Genomic DNA, 17,292 nt, shown 5'->3' with positions numbered 1-17,292 from the left:
TTTAGCAAGAAATCACATTTAATTAACTATATCGTTCGGTTGATGTCCCATTTCTCCAGGTAATCCCCCACTTTTCTGACAAACCTTCCGCCTAACATGCCGTCTACAACGCGGTGGTCGTAGGACAAGGACAAGAACATCATATGTCTTATTCCAATCGCATCACCTTGTGGTGTTTCAATAACGGCAGGTTTCTTTTTAATAGCACCAACAGCTAAAATTGCTACTTGCGGCTGATTGATAATAGGTGTGCCCATTACGTTGCCAAAAGTACCTACGTTAGTAATTGTAAAGGTGCCATCCTTCACATCATCAGGTAAAAGCTTGCCAATACGTGCTCGGTTTGCCAAGTCGTTTACAGATTTTGCCAGACCAAGTAAACTCAGTTCATCAGCCCTTTTTATAACCGGTACAATCAAATTGCCATTTGGCAAAGCTGTAGCCATGCTGATGTTTATATTCTTTTTCTTAATGATTTGTGTTCCGCTTACAGAAATATTGATCATCGGCATATCAATGATCGCTTTTACTACCGCTTCTATAAAAATTGGTGTTAGGGTGAGTTTTTGTCCTTCACGTTTTTCAAATGGCCCCTTTACCTTATCGCGCCACTCTACTAATTCTGTAACGTCAACTTCCACAAAGGAGGTTACATGCGGCGATGTATGCTTGCTGTAAACCATATGGTCAGCTATCAACTTACGCATACGGTCCATCTCTATTATTTCATCGCCACCTGATACAGATACAGCAGGTTTAGACGCTGGCTTTGCTCCTTCCACCGCTGCTTGCTGGTTAGTAGCAGCTTTAGCTTGCTCAGGTTCTTGTATTTGCGCCGGGGTGCCCTGTTCAACAGGCTTTGGCTGTGCAGCTGGTTTGGGTGAACTACCAGCCGTTCTGTGTTCTAAATATTTTAGCAGATCGTCTTTGGTCAGGCGACCTTCAGCGCCAGTGCCTGGTATACTGTCAAGTTCGGCAGTATTAATTCCTTCCTGTAGTGCTATACTTTTTACCAGCGGAGAATAAAATCGATTTTCAAACTTGCCGGCTGATGCTTTCGGTACTTCTGCTTCAGCAGCATTGCTCTTATTTCTTTCTAGCTGACTTAACCCAGGTATGTCTGATACCACCGAGTCGTCCTCTGCTTTTGCCTCCTGAGGCGTAGATGGCGGAGGTGTAACTGCAACAGGTGCTTGTTGTGCCGAAGTAGGTTCTTCCTCATTGCCAGGGTCGGTTTCAATAACGGCAATGGCCGCACCTACCTGTACTACATCATCTTCCTTGTAAAGCTGTTCAACTAGTTTGCCCGCCACAGGAGATGGCACTTCAGAATCGACCTTGTCGGTCGCAATTTCCATCACTGCTTCATCAATCTCGATGTAATCCCCCAGACTTTTAGTCCATTTGATTACCGTTGCTTCCGCAACGCTTTCCCCCATTTTCGGCAGTAACAATTGGTATTTGGCCATACGCAGACTTTACTTCAAGTGGTCAAAATTATAGAATTTATAACATTATTCTTCAATTTCGTGCAGTAAAGTATTCAACATCGAAAATGCAGCTGTAGCACTTCTTTCAATGTTTTGAATACGTTTATTGCCGAATGTGAATTTCTTTGCTGATGTTTTTGCGCCATTGGACACTGCTATCCAAACTGTACCCACTGGCTTATCGTCAGTGCCACCATCAGGACCGGCAATGCCTGTTACAGCAACAGAATAATCGGACTTAAAGGCCGTCAGCGAACCCGCTGCCATTTCTTTAACCGTTTGCTCACTAACTGCGCCGTATTGCCTTATGGTCTCACTGTTTACCCCGAGGGTATTTTCCTTAGCCATGTTAGAGTAAGACACAACACCCCCTAAAAACACCGCTGATGAACCAGAGTGTTGTGTAATAAGGTGGGATATATAGCCGCCTGTACAGCTTTCGGCGGTTGAAAGCGTTAATCTCCTCTTAGTCATCAAATTTAAAATTGCCTTTTCCAAAGCAACATCCTCATCTGCAACCACAGCATACTTAACACGTTCAATAATCCTAGCGGCATAATCTTCTATTTCTGCACGTAATTGCACCTCGTCATCGCCATCGGCACTCAAGCGTAACCTCACCTGCCCTAACTTTGGCAAGTATGCAAGTTTAATGTTCGGCGGCAAAGCATCTTCTATATCAGCAATTTTCTCGGCCAGGAACGATTCTCCTTCGCCAGCAGTTAAAATGGTCTTGTGGATAATAAAAGGTAGTTTAAAGGTGTCCTTGAGCTTAGGCATAACCTCTTCTTCTACCATGTACTTCATTTCAAAGGGAACGCCCGGCATCGATACGTAAATTTTCCCGTTGTGATTAAACCACATTCCCGGAGCTGTACCATTCTTGTTTAAGATAACTTCGCAGTTGGCCGGCACTTCTGCCTGTTTCCGGTTCACGTCGAGCAAAGGGCGATTGTACTTGGCAAAGATTTGTTGCACGTTTTGTAACGCGGCTTCGTTTTGCACCATGCCTACATTGAAGTATTCTGCAAGAGTTTTCTTGGTAATATCATCTTTAGTTGGCCCTAGTCCACCTGTTATCAGGATAATTTCCGCGCGGCTGGCAGCTTCTTCCAGCGCTTTTAGAATATGTAAGCGGTCATCCGAAACAGATGATATCTGCTTTACTCTAATACCAGCCTGATTTAGCTTTTCGGCCATCCATGCAGAGTTGGTATCTACTATCTGGCCAATTAATATTTCGTCACCTATGGTTATGATCTCTGCCAGCATTAGTTAAAAGATTGATTATTGGTGTAGTCGTTTCGTTTACTCAGTTTCAAATCCTGCAAGATAGATGCTTTAACTTTCAACGTTACGTTGTACGACTTGTAAAAGCCAAAAGGCAGCCACTGTATCGATAAATCCCAGCAATGTAAGTCGCGATAAATGGCGAAAGAAGTTGCGCTACTTAACTTGCCTGCCCTGATATCATAACTCGTATTGTACTGAACTTTCCATTTTTGAGTAAGGCTTACATCGCCGCTTAGCATAACCGTATTGCTAGACGAACTGTTGATGATATTGTTTTGAAAGTTAAATGAATAGTTGATGGATAAATTCCACGGAACATTAAAGTCGATATAAGCACCCGGGTCGCTGTTGATCATTGCCAGGCGTTGTTCCTGATCGGGCGTCATGTTTGCTATTGTATTATCGGTGCGCTGCTTTGGTCGAAACGTTGATGGGTTTAAGCTTGCGCTCATGGAAAGATTAAAGTTTTGAAGCAGCGGGAATTTACCGTCGCTGAAACGAAGCTTGTTTACACGGCGAACATAGTTTTGCTTTACACCGTTTGATATAGAATCTCTCACGAGGGTTTGGTAAGGATCAAACAGGCCGCTAAAATTGATATTGACTTTCTGGTTAAGTATAGATGTGTGACCGGACATGTTGATGGTGGAAAGCTTCAATGAGTCTGCCGCAAAGTTGTAAAACGTAGAAAATGTTAAACCTTGCAGTATTGGTATTTTCCGGTCAACGCCAGATGTGTCGGTACTTTTCGCCTTTACTTTTGCCTCTATTGTATTATCCAGTGAAAAACCAATACCGGCCTGCTTTCCTATTGATGGCCCGCCATATACCGACTGCTCAAAAATAGAGTAACGCTGCGCTGTGTAAGGGTATGGTACCGATGCAGTGCTCACAGCAGTACGGTAGTACCCGTAACTTGGGTCGCCATAGTCGGGACGATAGTTAAAACTAATTTGTGGTGTGGTAGTGGTGCGTATGGCTTTTATATTACCTTTTCTAAACTGGATGGTGCTGTAAACCTTGGTAGACACACCAGCATTTAAGTTGTATTCGCCAGCGCGGGCAAAGCCCCCAACCGTATCAGTTATCGGTATCAATTGGCCGTTAATACTACCACGATCGTAACTTTTTCTAATAGTTTGAAAATACCAGCGTTCCGTATAACTACCGCCGGTGTTAAACTGGAAGTATTTCAAAATGTTAAGGTTTAATGATATAGGTACCTGGTGCTGGAACCCGTTTTGTAAACGGCGGGTGAGCGTTTCTTTGGTAAATAGCTCAGATTCTGGAACGGCGTTCAACTTGTTAGTACCAACAAGACTATAACCTACATTTATCTTCTGATACCATTTTTGCTCCCCGACACGGTCTTTAGGATCAAACGGGCTAATAGTAGCCATGTTAAAGCTGAAAGTGGGTAATTCTAACGTAACTTGTTTTTTTGTTAAATCCTGAGAATGGCCTAAGCTAACGTTTAAGTTAAATGGGGTACCGGCCCAGGTCTTGCCATAAGTGATACTTGACCGAAGGTTGTTTTGAGTTAGCGCTTCGAGGTTATAGTTATTTTGACCGGGATTGTTCTGGTAATAGCTTGATGTTCCGGCGTTCACTGATGCACTGAAGGTTGTACCCGGATGTGCATTAGGATCCTGTGAGTGAGACCAATTGATGTTGAAATCTTTACGTGGAGGATCGCCTACTAAACCATAGTTGTGCGAACCGTAACTCAAAGTAAGGTTACCGCCGTATTTATAACGTTTAAGATATCTTGAGTTAAGGCTTAGCTCATAAGATCCTTTGGAATAAATAGAGCCCATTAACGTAGCGTCAACGTTGTCATTTATGGCTTTATAGTAACCCAGGTTGCGTAGGTAGAAACCTAACCGCTGGTCTTCCCCAAAAGTTGGCAATATCAACCCGGAGGAGCGTGAATTTGGTTTCGGAAAAAAGCCAAAAGGCACAGCCAGCGGCAATGGTACGCCCTCTATCTCCAGGTAAGCAGGACCAGATATTATACGGTTCTTTTGGCCTATACCCTTTGTGATTACAATACCAAAGTGAGTATCTGGAAACGGCAGCTCACAGGTACTAAAAATAACGTTTCGGTAAGCAACTTCATCTTCGCTTATGCGCTTAGCCTGACCACCGGAAATATAGTTACCATCCTGTGTAGTGGCAGGGTTCCAAATCTTCCCCTTCTTACTGTCATAATTAAACAACAATGAGTCAGAAGCTACCGGCTTTTCTTCTTTTTGCTTAGATAGCGGACGGCCTACGTAACGTTTTGTTTTAGGATCAATAGCTCCCCTGGCGAAAATTAAATGCTTCTTTTCATCTATGCGGATGTACTCGGCGTCGAGTTCAAAATCTTCATAGGTTACGTGGGCTTTACCATACAGGTAAGACAACTGATTTACACGATCGGTATGTGTCGAATCTTCCGCCGTAGCTTTAATTATCGACTTTAGTCCGCCCTTTGCTGTTGTATCGCTGCCTCCGGCCGACTTACGTGAAGAAGATTTAACTGTGCTTTTCTGAATTGGTTTTTTCTTCAGGAGCTTGCGATCCCGTATAGTATCAAGCTTAATAATTGTATCTTTAGGAGCAATTTTGATAGAAATACTGTTTGCAGCAGCTATCGTGTTTGCTGTTAACAGGCTCGCAAGCAGAAAAAAGAGGCTTAGAAATTTCAAAATTAATATTGAATATTATTTTTGCAGATACAGTTAATACGGGTAACAGCGTTCAAAACTAATGAAAAATAAACTATTGAGCAGATTGAAAAAGTTGAACTTTGGTTGTGCAGCATTGGTAATAGCCTTCTCATTCTTTTCTTTAAGGTCGTTTTCGGCGGACAGGGATACGGTTTTAAATAGTCATAAGATAAAAACCATTATTATAGATGCTGGTCACGGTACCAGGTCAAATGGGTCCAGGTCTGGTGCTAATGGGTCATTCTCTTACGAAAGTAATGTAACGTTGTCTATAGCACTTAAATTACAGCAGCAGATAGAAAAATCGTTGCCCGATGTAAAAGTAGTTATGACCCGATCTACCGATGAGGATGTACCCTTCCGTACAAGGGCCAATATAGCCAACACAAATAAGGGTGATCTTTTCATCTCCATACACTGTAACTCACTGCCAGACAGGCGGCATACGGAAGTTGTAGGTTATAAAAAAGGCAAACGAGGCAAAAAAACACCTATTTACAAAACAGTTTCATCAGCAGATCGTTCAGGTAAGGGAGTTCTTTTACTTGTTTATAGTACCAAACGCACCGGACCGCAAGTGGAAGCCTTGCGCGAAAACGCCGATTTGTATGATGATAAGGATTACAAAGATCAGTACAATGGGTACGATCCTAATGATCCTGAATCATTTATCATATTGGAGGCGTTTAAAAACCGGTTCAGAAAACAAAGTATCCACTTCGCTAATTTAATTAACAGCGAGTTTGTTGATACTGACGGCCGCCGAAGCGAGGGTGTACGCGAACAGGTACTGTTTGTGCTTGACCATACAGCAATGCCATCTGTACTTGTAGAGACCGGTTATATTAACAACCCGGATGACGAAGAATACCTGAATTCGGAAAATGGACAGCAAGAGATTGTAAATTCCATAGTTAGGGCAATAACAAACTATAAAAAAGAAGCAGAACAACCACGGACTGAATAACTATAAAACAAAATCTACCTGCCTTGAAAATATCTAATGAAACTAAAGTCGGCGCGTTAACTGCTGTCGCCATTACAGTGCTTATATTATGTTATAGTTTCCTAAAGGGAAATGAACTGTTCTCCAGCTCTAATAAATTCTATGCCGTATACCGCAGTGTAGAAGGGTTAACTGTATCAAAACCTGTATTGGTTAATGGTTTTCAAATTGGTTCGGTCTCAAAAATGCAATTGCATGATGACGGCCGCACTACTGTTGAATTCAAGATCAACAACGATTACAAAATACCCAACAACACACTCGCACGGCTGGAAAGTACTGATTTGCTGGGCGGAAAGGCGATTGTATTTGAACTGGGTAACAGCCGCGAATATGCCGAGGATAAAGACACCTTGCGGGCCGATATCCAGGGTAGCCTGGCAGAAAGCCTGCAGCCTATTCAGCGTAAAGCAGAAGTGCTGATGAACAAGGTAGACTCTGCAATGGGCGCCATTAACAAGATCTTGAATCCTAATTTCCAAAAGAATGTGGACCGGAGCTTTGCAAGTATTGCTAACTCGTTGCAAACTTTAGAAGGTACTACCAAAAAGCTAGACGGTATAGTGGGTGCTCAAAGCAGTCACATCAATCAAATTATGAGCAATGCCGAAGCTACATCTGGCAATCTTAGAACAAGTACTGCAAAATTGGACGGTATCGCCACTAACTTTCAAAAATTCAGCGGCGATTTATCTAACTCAAACATACAGCAAACGCTAGAGAACGCGAATAAAGCGGTAGCCGACTTACAAGCTACAATGGCTAAGATCAACAGTACACAAGGCTCTCTCGGCTTGTTAATGAACGATACCAAGATGTACGATAACCTTAATAATGCATCTAAGAGCTTAGACAACCTGCTAATCGACTTTAAAGCACATCCATCACGTTACGTACACTTTTCAGTGTTCGGAAAAAAGGGTGACTAGATTATTGATATTCATTAAGCAACAAAGGGCGATGATTTGATCATTGCCCTTTGTTATTTTAAATCTTTTCTAAAGAAAGTCTTTGTAGTATCTACTCGCTTATCACAAATGTTTTGCCTTCTATTGCAAGCTCGGTATTAGGGAATATACTTTTTGCTTCTTCCAATAACTCATTCAATGTTTTGTAGCGCGCAGAAAAATGGCCTATAACAAGCTTTTCTGCACCTGTCTTTAAAGCTGCTTCGCCTGCTTGTAACGCAGTAGTGTGGTGCGTTTGATTGGCCCTGTCAAGCATATCGTGCATAAAGGTAGCCTCGTGGTACAACAAAGATGTTGATTGAATCTGATCAAAATATTTGCCTGTGTACAAGGTATCTGAGCAATAAGCGTAACTTTTAGGCTCTTCAGGATCAGTAGTTAAATAGCTGTTTTTATAAATAGTACCATTAGGTGCTTCGTAGTCGCTTCCTTTTTTGATTGCTGAAAAATACGGAGTTGGAATCTCCAGCTCTTCTACCCTCTCTTTAATAATCTTCCGCAATCTTCTCTTTTGCTTGAACAGAAACCCAGTTGTAGGTATCCTATGATCGAGCGGAATGGTTTCTACATTAATGTCCTGGTTGTCCAGAATTACTGCCGGCTTATCTGCTGATGTAAAAAAATACTCAATAGGATAGTGCAGGGTTGTTTCTGAGTATTTTAGTTGTACCTCTATAATCTCCTTTAAAGGTTCGGGGCAAAAAAGCTTGAGCGGCTTTTTACGGCCGTTAAGATGCATAGAAGAAAGCAGGCCAACCAACCCCAGGTAATGATCGCCATGAAGATGACTTATGAAGATGTGGTCTATACGGGCCGCTTTAACGTCAAAACGCAACATCTGCTGTTGCGTTCCTTCGGCGCAATCTATAAGGTACAGCTTCTCATTTATATTAAGAACCTGTGCCGTAGGGTTGCGATTAAATATGGGTGTTGCAGAACTGCTGCCCAGTATAGTAACTTCAAATTTCATACCGGGAAAACAAACTAATTATCTTGCTTCTTTTTTCAATTCTTTCTCTATCTCTTCCATAAAAATAAGGTCGATGGCTTCTTCGCAAGAAGGTACAATTGAAAGCACATTATCTAGCTGTGAAATGGTTACTAAGCGGGCTACAGCCTCGTTTAAACCAGAAAGAATAAAAGACCCGCTAGCGTTTTTGCAAAGACGATGACCTACCAGTAAGCTGCTTAAACCTGACGAGTCAGCAAACTTTACTTGTGATAAATCAAGTATTATATTACGCTGGCCTTCCGTGTTGATCAAGATCAACTCCGATTTTAGCTGCGGGGTAACGAGAGAGTTAAGTTTAGATTCGTTAAGCTTGATAAGTATGTACTTCTCGTGCTTATCAACAGTATATTTCATTTTCGTTGAATTAAAGAGCTAAGATATAATTAATTTATCTTTTAATAAAAATTAGAGTTCCAGCAGTGCGCTGTTTATATTGCGTTCTACCCGTTGTAACACGTCTTCATCCCCAGGTTTAACAAAGGCTTCACCCGTAATTTGCTGGTAAAGTTCGATATACCTTTCTGATATAGATAGTACAATCTCGCGGGTCATCTCCGGGACAATTTGCCCGTCTTTCCCCTGGAAGCCATTGTCAATAAGCCACTTTCTTACAAACTCTTTAGATAGTTGTTTCTGAGGCTCGTTATTTTGCTGGCGCTGCTCATAACCGTCGCTGTAGAAGTAGCGGGACGAATCAGGCGTGTGTATTTCGTCAATCAAATATATCTGGTCGGCTACTTTGCCAAACTCATATTTGGTATCAACCAGAATAAGCCCCTGCCCTGCGGCGATCTCTGTACCACGAGCAAACAATTTACGGGTGAAGTCTTCCAGTTGTACATAATCAGCCTCAGTAACAATGCCTTTAGCTAATATGTCCTCACGGGAAATATCCTCATCATGGCCAACTGACGCTTTTGTGGTTGGGGTTATGATCGGTTCAGGCAATTTGTCGTTCTCCTTTAAGCCTTCTGGCAGGGTAACACCACAAAGTGTGCGTTTGCCGGCAGCGTATTCACGCGCTGCGTGGCCGGCCAGATAACCGCGTATAACCATCTCTACCTTAAACGGTTCGCATATACGGCCAATAGTAACGCTTGGGTCAGGCGTGCTTATCACCCAGTTAGGTAAAATATCTTCCGTAGCTTTCAGGAATTTAGCTGCTATTTGGTTGAGTACTTGTCCCTTGTACGGTATCGGCTCTGGTAAAACAACGTCGAAGGCAGAAATTCGATCTGTAACTACCATTGCCAGGTACTTATCCTTAATAGTATAAACGTCTCTTACCTTACCTTTATAGAAGGCAGTTTGCCCTTCAAATCCAAATTTTGTTTCTTTTATAGCGTTCATGTTAGTTGATGAGAGGTTAGTTAAATAGAGGTAAATCAACGGGTTCAGAACTAGGTTAACCTCTAAACTCTAATCATTTATTGTATGTCACCGTAAGCCTCCAGTATGCGTCGTACCAGTTTATGGCGCACTACGTCCTCTCCGCTTAGGTACACAATGTCTATACCTTTAATATCTGTAAGTATACGCAAAGCAGTGTATAAGCCAGACTGCTGCTTTTTAGGAAGGTCTATCTGTGTAACATCTCCCGTAACAATAAACTTTGCCGAAGGGCCCATACGTGTAAGAAACATCTTCAGCTGCATATCGGTAGCGTTCTGCGCTTCATCCAATATTACAAAACAGTTATCCAGGGTACGGCCACGCATAAATGCGAGCGGAGCAATTTCAATAGTGCGGTTTTCCAGGTAAAGCTTTAGCTTTTCTGCAGGGATCATATCATCCAGCGCGTCATATAATGGGCGCAGATAAGGGTCTATTTTTTCTTTAAGATCACCGGGTAGAAAACCAAGGTTCTCCCCTGCTTCTACCGCCGGTCGGGTAAGGATAATACGCTTGATCTCCTTATTTTTCAGCGCCCTTACCGCTAAAGCTACAGCTGTATAGGTTTTACCTGTACCTGCGGGTCCGATAGCAAAAAGTATGTCGCTCTTGTTTATGCTATCCACCATGCGGCGCTGGTTGGTGGTACGCGCGCGCACCATAATGCCATTGGGGCCAAATACCAGTACTTCGCCGCTGGCAAACTTATCTGCAGGTGCACCCTCACTGGTAGCAGATGCAGGTGCTGGTTTTGCACCAAGTATACGCTCTACGTCTATTGAAGTTAGATTTTGAAATTTTTCTACGTGTTGTACCAGGTGATTGAATTTATCTTGAAAAATGGCAAGCTCATTTTCATCCCCTAAAACTTTTACGTCGCTGCCGCGTGCAACTATTTTAAGCTTAGGGTATTGCTTTTTAATGATCTCGAAATGGTCGTTATTTGGTCCCCACAGTACAGCGGGATCTATGTGTTCAAGTGAAATTTTTAGCTCGTTCAATACTATTGATTTTTCAGTTGGCCGATTTTTATGAATTAAAAATTGAATATTTGCACCTTTAAATGCTATCACAAGATTAGCAATAAATATTTACAAAATTAATGGCAATTATAACTTTAACTACCGACTTGGGCGATAAAGACATTTATCAGGCAGCCCTTAAAGGTAGCATCTTAAAGTTGCTCCCAAGCGTAAATATTGTTGATATCACCAATAATGTGGCTGCCTTTAATGTGCAGCAGGCGGCGTTCATTCTAAAAAACAGTTTTTATTACTTTCCGGAAGAAACTGTGCACCTGATTGGTATCGATACGGTGTATAACACCTATACCCGCTACCTTGCAATACGTTACAAAAACCACTACTTTGTTGGGGCAGATAACGGCATTTTTTCGCTGATGTTCGACTCACAGCCGGAGGATATCTTCGAGATAAATATTATGCAGGATCTTAAATTTCTACATTTCCCTCTTGCCGATATATTCGTTAAAGCTGCGTGTCATCTTGCTAACGGCGGCACTCTTGCCGAGATAGGCCTGCCGGTTACCGAGGTGGAAAACAAAATGAACCTTCAGCCAACTGTCGACCGTAATCAAATAAAAGGAATAGTTATTTATATCGACTCCTTTCAAAACGTGATTACCAATATCACTAAAGATTTCTTCAATCGTGTCCAGCAAGGGCGGCGGTTCGTGCTGTATTTTAAACGGAATGAAACTATCAGTCAGCTTAGCTGGCACTATAATGAGGTTCCCGAAGGTGAAAAACTTTGCCTTTTCGGCATAAGCGATCACCTGGAAATAGCCATAAATAAAGGAAACGCCAGCGGTTTGCTGGGATTAAATTTGGGTGATAGTGTGATTATTGACTTTCAATAGCTTACTGCATCTCCACCACGCTACCATCAATCCCCACGTTTTCGTCAAATTCATACTAGTTATCTGCAATACTCCGTTTAAAGCGTATTTTTACACTTTTGGATAAACTAGAGAATGGCAAGAGGACGATTGAATAGCGGCGCAAAAGCTGAAGCAGAACTACCTAAAGCAAAGATTGATAAACAAACCCTTCGCAAAATTGGCAAGCTGGTAAGTTATATTAAACCGTACCGGGGTAAATTCATAGGCGGCTTACTGTTTCTGATCATCTCCAGCCTGGTTGGGCTAGCATTCCCGGGCTTTTTTGGAGCGCTGATTGACGCATCTCAAGGTATACAACGCTTCACTTTTATTCCAGCTAACTTGGCAACCATAGGTAAAATAGCTGTTGTTGTACTGTTTTTACAAGGATTTGTTTCTTTTTTCAGGATAACGTGGTTTGTGCAGGTAGCCGAGAACGCGCTTGCTGCGCTGAGGCGTGATACCTATTTCAAACTGGTAACATTGCCGATGAACTTTTTTGCTAACCGCAGGGTTGGCGAACTGAACAGCCGTATATCGGCAGATCTTTCGCAGATACAAGATACACTTACCACAACCTTGGCTGAAATTATAAGACAGGTGATCATCATGATCGGTGGTATTATCCTGCTAATGGTAATTTCTATTAAGCTTACTATAGCGTTGTTAGTGGTGCTTCCTATCCTTATTGTAGTTGCAATAGTATTCGGAAAATTCATCAGGAAACTATCCCGGCAGGCTCAGGATCAACTGGCAGAGTCTAACACTATTGTAGAAGAGACTTTACAAGGCATTGCTAACGTAAAGGCATTTGTTAACGAAGCTTTTGAAGCCGGAAGATATCAGAAGAACTTACAGAATGTAGTTACGTTGGCAGTTAAGGGTGCAAAATATCGCGGCTTATTTGGAGCATTTATAGTATTTTGCCTCTTCGGTACTGTTTTCTGCGAAATATGGTACGGCTCTTACCTGGTGTCTATACATGATCGGGGATTAACCTTTGGCCAGCTAACTAACTTTATAATTTACGCAGCATTTATCAGTGCAGCAATGGGTAGCCTGCCCGACTTGTATGCCAACCTGCAGAAAGCCGTGGGCGCCAGTGAACGTGTGCTGGAGATTTTGGAAGAAACTGGTGAACCGGTCTCTATAAACGCCATTGAAAATGCCATTGTACAAAAGATAAGCGGCAATCTTTCATTCCAAAACGTTGAGTTCTCTTATCCGTCCCGGCCTGAAGTTAAAGTTTTACACGGTGTAAGTTTTAACGCCGATGCAGGGCAGAAAGTAGCTATTGTTGGGCCAAGCGGCTCAGGTAAATCTACTATGGCGGCGCTTGTTCTTCAGTTCTATCATCCGCAGGGCGGCACCATTTTATTCGATGGGAAGCCTGCAGCTGATTATGCGCTTACAGATATCCGCAACCAGGTGGCCATTGTACCGCAGGATGTGCTGCTTTTTGGCGGCACCATACTGGAGAACATCGCCTATGGCAAACTTAGTGCAAGCAAAGAGGACATTATACAAGCTGCCAAACGCGCAAATGCCGATCAATTTATCACCTCTTTTCCCGAGGGATATGATACAGTTGTTGGCGAACGTGGTGTCAAACTCTCCGGCGGTCAACGCCAGCGTATTGCTATCGCACGCGCATTGTTGAAAAATCCGGCTATTTTGATCCTGGATGAAGCTACCTCTTCTCTCGACTCTGAGTCGGAGCGCTTGGTACAAGAGGCCTTAGAGGAGTTAATGAAAGGCCGCACTTCTATCATCATCGCCCATCGTTTATCTACTATACGTGAAGCAGATAAGATCATCGTGCTGGAAAAAGGCGTTATCATAGAAAGCGGGACTCATCAGGAGTTGGTAGCGAACGAACAAGGCCTATACAGGTACCTTAGCCAGTTACAGTACGACGCAGTGCAGAGTTAAAGTGTCCCGCTTTGAAAGCGGGACACCCGGGACACCTGAATTGTGCAAGCAGCTTATAGCCAATTAGTTGACATAGTAAAGCGGGACACTGCGGGACAGTACAAAAACTTTAACAAGTTGGCCACAACTAATTATCTGTGAGGAACTTATATCATTTATCGCTTTAAGCCAAAGTAACGGCGGGACACCTGTACTCTGCGTTGCCTGGGACACCTGACAGAACCTGAATTCTTCCGGAACTGATCTTAAAATTACCGGCACTGTTAGCAACTATTCAATCAAATCAAGTTCTCCATCAATACCAAAATCGTCAATTTCCACACTAAATTCAGGGTGTAAATTATGCAATTGATATGCCTAAACTTAGACGAACCTAAACTATATTGCGGGCTAATTAAAACACCTACTTTTGAAAAATAGCTTACTTGCACTTCTGTTCGTTGCTTCAGCTTCTGCGGCATCTGCACAAACTATCACTAAAGATAGTACGCTCCAAAAAGCAATACTGGATACCGCCCGTTACGATTCGCTGATGATACGTATGGCTAACGGCGACAAGCGCTGGCCTGTAAAAAAAGCGCCCTTGCCCCTGCCAGGCGCCATACTGCCGTTTAACCGCGTTGTTGCTTATTATGGCAACATGTACTCCAAAAATATGGGTGCCCTTGGCCAGTACGAACCGGTAGAAATGCGTAAGAAGCTAATGGCTGAAGTCAAAACTTGGCAAGCGGCAGACCCGTCTACCCCGGTTAAGCCCGCCCTGCATTATATATGTGTGACCGCCCAGGCCGACGCAGGCCGCAATGGATTGCACAACCTGCGCATGCCCTTCAGCCAGATAGATAAAGTAATAGAAATGGCTAAACCTATTAATGCATTGGTGTTCCTGGACATACAGGTTGGTTTCAGCGATGTACAAACCGAGGTTCCGCTATTAGAAAAATACCTTAAAATGCCTAACGTTCATTTTGGCATGGACCCGGAGTTCTCCATGAAAGAAGGCAGTGTCCCCGGTAAACGCATAGGCACCTTCGATGCCAAGGACATTAATTATGTAAGCGAGTACCTCGCCGGCTTGTGTAAGAAGTATAACCTGCCCCCTAAAATGCTGGTAATACACCGCTTTACTAAGCGCATGGTAACCAACTATCAGGACATTAAGCTGCGTGAGAACGTACAGTTGGTAATGGACATGGACGGCTGGGGCGGCCCGGATCTTAAAAAAGGCACCTACAAGTATTTCGTACAAGGCGAACCGGTACAGTTCACCGGGTTTAAGCTGTTTTACAAAAACGATATTAAACCTGTACCCCACCGCATGATGACGCCTGAAGAAGTGCTCAAGCTGAAACCCGTGCCGATGTACATACAGTACCAGTAATAAAATATTTACCAGATAAGCCGCCCATTATAGCAAACGTCTGAACTCGAATTTAAAGAATTTATTTAATGCACAGAATTCCTTAATTCTATTAATCCGATAAATTCGAGTTCAGACAAGCTAATAAGCGCCCCGAAAAAAATATCTCTTGCAGCATGTACGCCCTGCTGAAACAAAACCTTGCTGAACGCCTGCCGCATTTTACTGATGAACAGGTTAATAACTTCTGCAGTTATTTCAAGGCAAAAACAGTTAAACGTAACGAAATACTTTTGCATGCGGGTGACGTATGCCCGTACCTATACTTTGTAAATACAGGTTGCTTACGTGTGTACATGCTGGATGCAGCAGGTCGCGAGTCTACCCGGTTTTTAATTACCGAGGACAGGTTTGGTACAGCATTCCCCAGTTTTAATTTACAGGAGCCATCGTTAGCTTACATCCAGAGCATTGAGGCGGGCGAGGTACTTTTTATAGATCATCGCAGCTTCAATAGCCTTTTTGATGTTTTCCCGGGTTGGGAACGCGTGTACCGTATCGCCATCGAAAAGGATTATATAGCCTCTATCAAACGGATAGAAAGTTTAATTACCATGGATGCTACGCAGCGTTACAATAATCTCCTGGCCACCCAACCTACACTGATACAGCGGCTGCCGTCAAAGATCATTGCCGATTATCTGGGTATCTCACAAGAGACCCTGAGCCGTTTAAAATCTAAAAAGTAAATTATTGACATTTGTCAAATTTTGTTGTTCCGGTTTTTAGGTCATTTGCATAAACAACAACAGTTATGTACAAAAAGCCTTTCTTACTCACGCTCTTGCTCTTGCCTTTATGCTGCCTGGCGCAGCAAATAAAAATTGGTGAGCGTACTTTTAAATTTAACGATACACTGAGGCACCGGCCATTAACAACGGAAGTATGGTACCCTACTACCGATGCCCGGGAACCATTTGAGATACCTAACTACCCCTTTGTGCATGTAAATACCGTTAGGGAAGCAAAGCTGCCGAATGCCAAGTGCCCGCTCGTGCTAATATCTCACGGCACCGGCGGCAGCCGTATGACCTTAGAGTGGCTTGCAGATGCGCTTGTGGCTAAAGGTTTTATTGTAGCCGCGGTAGATCATTGGGGAAATACTTACGACAATAAAATTGCATTAAACTTTGTTACGCCATGGGAACGGCCGCGAGATATCAGCTTTGTGTTGACGCAACTACTGCAACACCAGGAACTAAGCAAAGTAATAGATGAAAAGCGGATTGGCGCAGCAGGCTTTTCTATTGGTGGTTATACCGTTATAGCCCTTGCCGGTGCAGCGCTTAACCTTGATGCGCTTATTAAGTTTTCCGGCACACCACAGGGCATTAAAGAAATGACCATACCAGAATATCCTAACCTGTCTGCATCGCTGGATGAAGGCGCTGTAAGAGCCTCATTCAAAAATAGCCCTGATCTTAAAGATAATCGTATCAGGGCATTTTTTGCCATGTCGCCAGCGGCGGGGCAAGGTATGCCCGATAGAAAGAGTGTGCGGAGAATTAAGTCACCCTTATTTATCGTTGGTGCGCAGAGCGATAGCATCTGCCCGGTAACTACAAATGCCGGTTGGTACCATAAACTTATCTCACCATCTAAACTATACATTGTGCCGGGCAAAACAGGACATTACGTATTTCTGAACGAAGCTGTGGGAGATACCAAAAAACAGGGAGGTATTTTATTTAACGATGACGCTGCCGTGAACAGGCGTGCGGTGCATGATAAGGTAGCGGCAATAGCAGTAAGTTTCTTTAGCGAAAGCTTAAATTAAAAGCCCCTTTCGGGGCTATATTACAATTTATCTAACGCTTCTTGTTCTTTAAGGGCGTCTATATTGTTTGTGCTGTTGTAATTATCGGCCTGGCTGGTAAAATCCTCCAATATGGAAGCTATCGTATCCAGGTTATCTGCAACGCGCTGGTGCATATCCGGCAGTTCTTTTTCAAGACGTTTATCGCCCAGGTCAATATTGTCAACTTCAATCTTGCCAAGCTTCTGAATAAAAGCTTGCTGACTATTTTTCAAATCTTCCAGCTCGTTAACTATTTTGTGCATCAGCTCGTATTTCCTGATCTTATCCATATTATATGTTTTAGTGTACTTTACCAACTCCCTTAAAAATTTATTGTTTTACTATTTGGATTTATAGTTTTCAACTA

At 42.9% G+C, this 17,292-nt stretch carries 15 protein-coding genes; 7 read left to right on the top strand and 8 right to left on the bottom strand.

The window, feature by feature from the left end; translation table 11 throughout:
• Positions 1–26 precede the first annotated feature (26 nt).
• Genes DYU05_RS03630 through DYU05_RS03620 form a run of 3 tightly spaced genes read right to left on the bottom strand, consistent with a single transcriptional unit; the run spans position 27 to position 5,476 of the window.
• The gene (locus tag DYU05_RS03630) at positions 27–1,469 is read right to left on the bottom strand and encodes a dihydrolipoamide acetyltransferase family protein (RefSeq protein ID WP_117381613.1); all 1,443 of its coding nucleotides are present in this window, start codon (positions 1,467–1,469) and stop codon (positions 27–29) included.
• A gap of 45 nt (positions 1,470–1,514) precedes the next feature.
• Entirely contained in the window at positions 1,515–2,762 is a 1,248-nt protein-coding gene (locus DYU05_RS03625; RefSeq protein ID WP_117381612.1) for a competence/damage-inducible protein A, read from the bottom strand.
• A complete protein-coding gene (locus DYU05_RS03620) occupies positions 2,762–5,476 on the bottom strand; it encodes a putative LPS assembly protein LptD (RefSeq protein ID WP_117381611.1) in 2,715 nt (904 codons plus the stop codon). Before DYU05_RS03620 ends, DYU05_RS03625 begins: the two co-directional genes overlap by 1 nt.
• A 61-nt stretch (positions 5,477–5,537) precedes the next feature.
• Between DYU05_RS03620 and DYU05_RS03615 the strand changes: the two genes are divergently transcribed.
• A complete protein-coding gene (locus tag DYU05_RS03615; protein WP_117381610.1) occupies positions 5,538–6,464 on the top strand; it encodes an N-acetylmuramoyl-L-alanine amidase family protein in 927 nt (308 codons plus the stop codon).
• 23 nt (positions 6,465–6,487) lie between these two features.
• Positions 6,488–7,432, top strand: a complete 945-nt coding sequence (locus tag DYU05_RS03610; RefSeq protein ID WP_117381609.1) for an MlaD family protein — start codon at positions 6,488–6,490, stop codon at positions 7,430–7,432.
• 91 nt (positions 7,433–7,523) lie between these two features.
• Here DYU05_RS03610 and DYU05_RS03605 read toward each other — a convergent pair whose 3' ends face one another.
• From DYU05_RS03605 to DYU05_RS03590, 4 genes are all read right to left on the bottom strand, one after another.
• The gene (locus DYU05_RS03605) at positions 7,524–8,441 is read right to left on the bottom strand and encodes a ribonuclease Z (RefSeq protein ID WP_117381608.1); all 918 of its coding nucleotides are present in this window, start codon (positions 8,439–8,441) and stop codon (positions 7,524–7,526) included.
• A gap of 18 nt (positions 8,442–8,459) precedes the next feature.
• Complete coding sequence (locus DYU05_RS03600; RefSeq protein WP_117381607.1) at positions 8,460–8,837, bottom strand: STAS domain-containing protein; 378 nt, start codon at positions 8,835–8,837, stop codon at positions 8,460–8,462.
• 51 nt (positions 8,838–8,888) lie between these two features.
• Positions 8,889–9,833, bottom strand: a complete 945-nt coding sequence (locus tag DYU05_RS03595; protein WP_117381606.1) for a phosphoribosylaminoimidazolesuccinocarboxamide synthase — start codon at positions 9,831–9,833, stop codon at positions 8,889–8,891.
• Positions 9,834–9,910: 77 nt separating this feature from the next.
• Complete coding sequence (locus DYU05_RS03590; protein ID WP_117382944.1) at positions 9,911–10,876, bottom strand: PhoH family protein; 966 nt, start codon at positions 10,874–10,876, stop codon at positions 9,911–9,913.
• Between the two features lie 101 nt (positions 10,877–10,977).
• On the opposite strand from DYU05_RS03590, the gene DYU05_RS03585 reads away from it, so the two are divergent.
• From DYU05_RS03585 to DYU05_RS03565, 5 genes are all read left to right on the top strand, one after another.
• Complete coding sequence (locus DYU05_RS03585; RefSeq protein ID WP_117381605.1) at positions 10,978–11,754, top strand: SAM hydrolase/SAM-dependent halogenase family protein; 777 nt, start codon at positions 10,978–10,980, stop codon at positions 11,752–11,754.
• Positions 11,755–11,868: 114 nt separating this feature from the next.
• The gene (locus DYU05_RS03580; protein WP_117381604.1) at positions 11,869–13,707 is read left to right on the top strand and encodes an ABC transporter ATP-binding protein; all 1,839 of its coding nucleotides are present in this window, start codon (positions 11,869–11,871) and stop codon (positions 13,705–13,707) included.
• 409 nt (positions 13,708–14,116) lie between these two features.
• Positions 14,117–15,088 (top strand): hypothetical protein, encoded by a 972-nt coding sequence (locus DYU05_RS03575; protein ID WP_117381603.1) that lies wholly within the window; start codon positions 14,117–14,119, stop codon positions 15,086–15,088.
• A gap of 155 nt (positions 15,089–15,243) precedes the next feature.
• The gene (locus tag DYU05_RS03570; protein WP_117381602.1) at positions 15,244–15,816 is read left to right on the top strand and encodes a Crp/Fnr family transcriptional regulator; all 573 of its coding nucleotides are present in this window, start codon (positions 15,244–15,246) and stop codon (positions 15,814–15,816) included.
• Positions 15,817–15,881: 65 nt separating this feature from the next.
• Positions 15,882–16,904, top strand: a complete 1,023-nt coding sequence (locus DYU05_RS03565) for an alpha/beta hydrolase family protein (RefSeq protein WP_117381601.1) — start codon at positions 15,882–15,884, stop codon at positions 16,902–16,904.
• Between the two features lie 20 nt (positions 16,905–16,924).
• On the opposite strand, the gene DYU05_RS03560 is transcribed toward DYU05_RS03565, so the two are convergent.
• The gene (locus tag DYU05_RS03560) at positions 16,925–17,215 is read right to left on the bottom strand and encodes a hypothetical protein (RefSeq protein ID WP_117381600.1); all 291 of its coding nucleotides are present in this window, start codon (positions 17,213–17,215) and stop codon (positions 16,925–16,927) included.
• Between the last annotated feature and the right edge of the window lie 77 nt (positions 17,216–17,292).

Source organism: Mucilaginibacter terrenus (assembly GCF_003432065.1).
Classification (GTDB): domain Bacteria; phylum Bacteroidota; class Bacteroidia; order Sphingobacteriales; family Sphingobacteriaceae; genus Mucilaginibacter; species Mucilaginibacter terrenus.
This window is presented reverse-complemented; position numbering and strand designations above follow the sequence as displayed.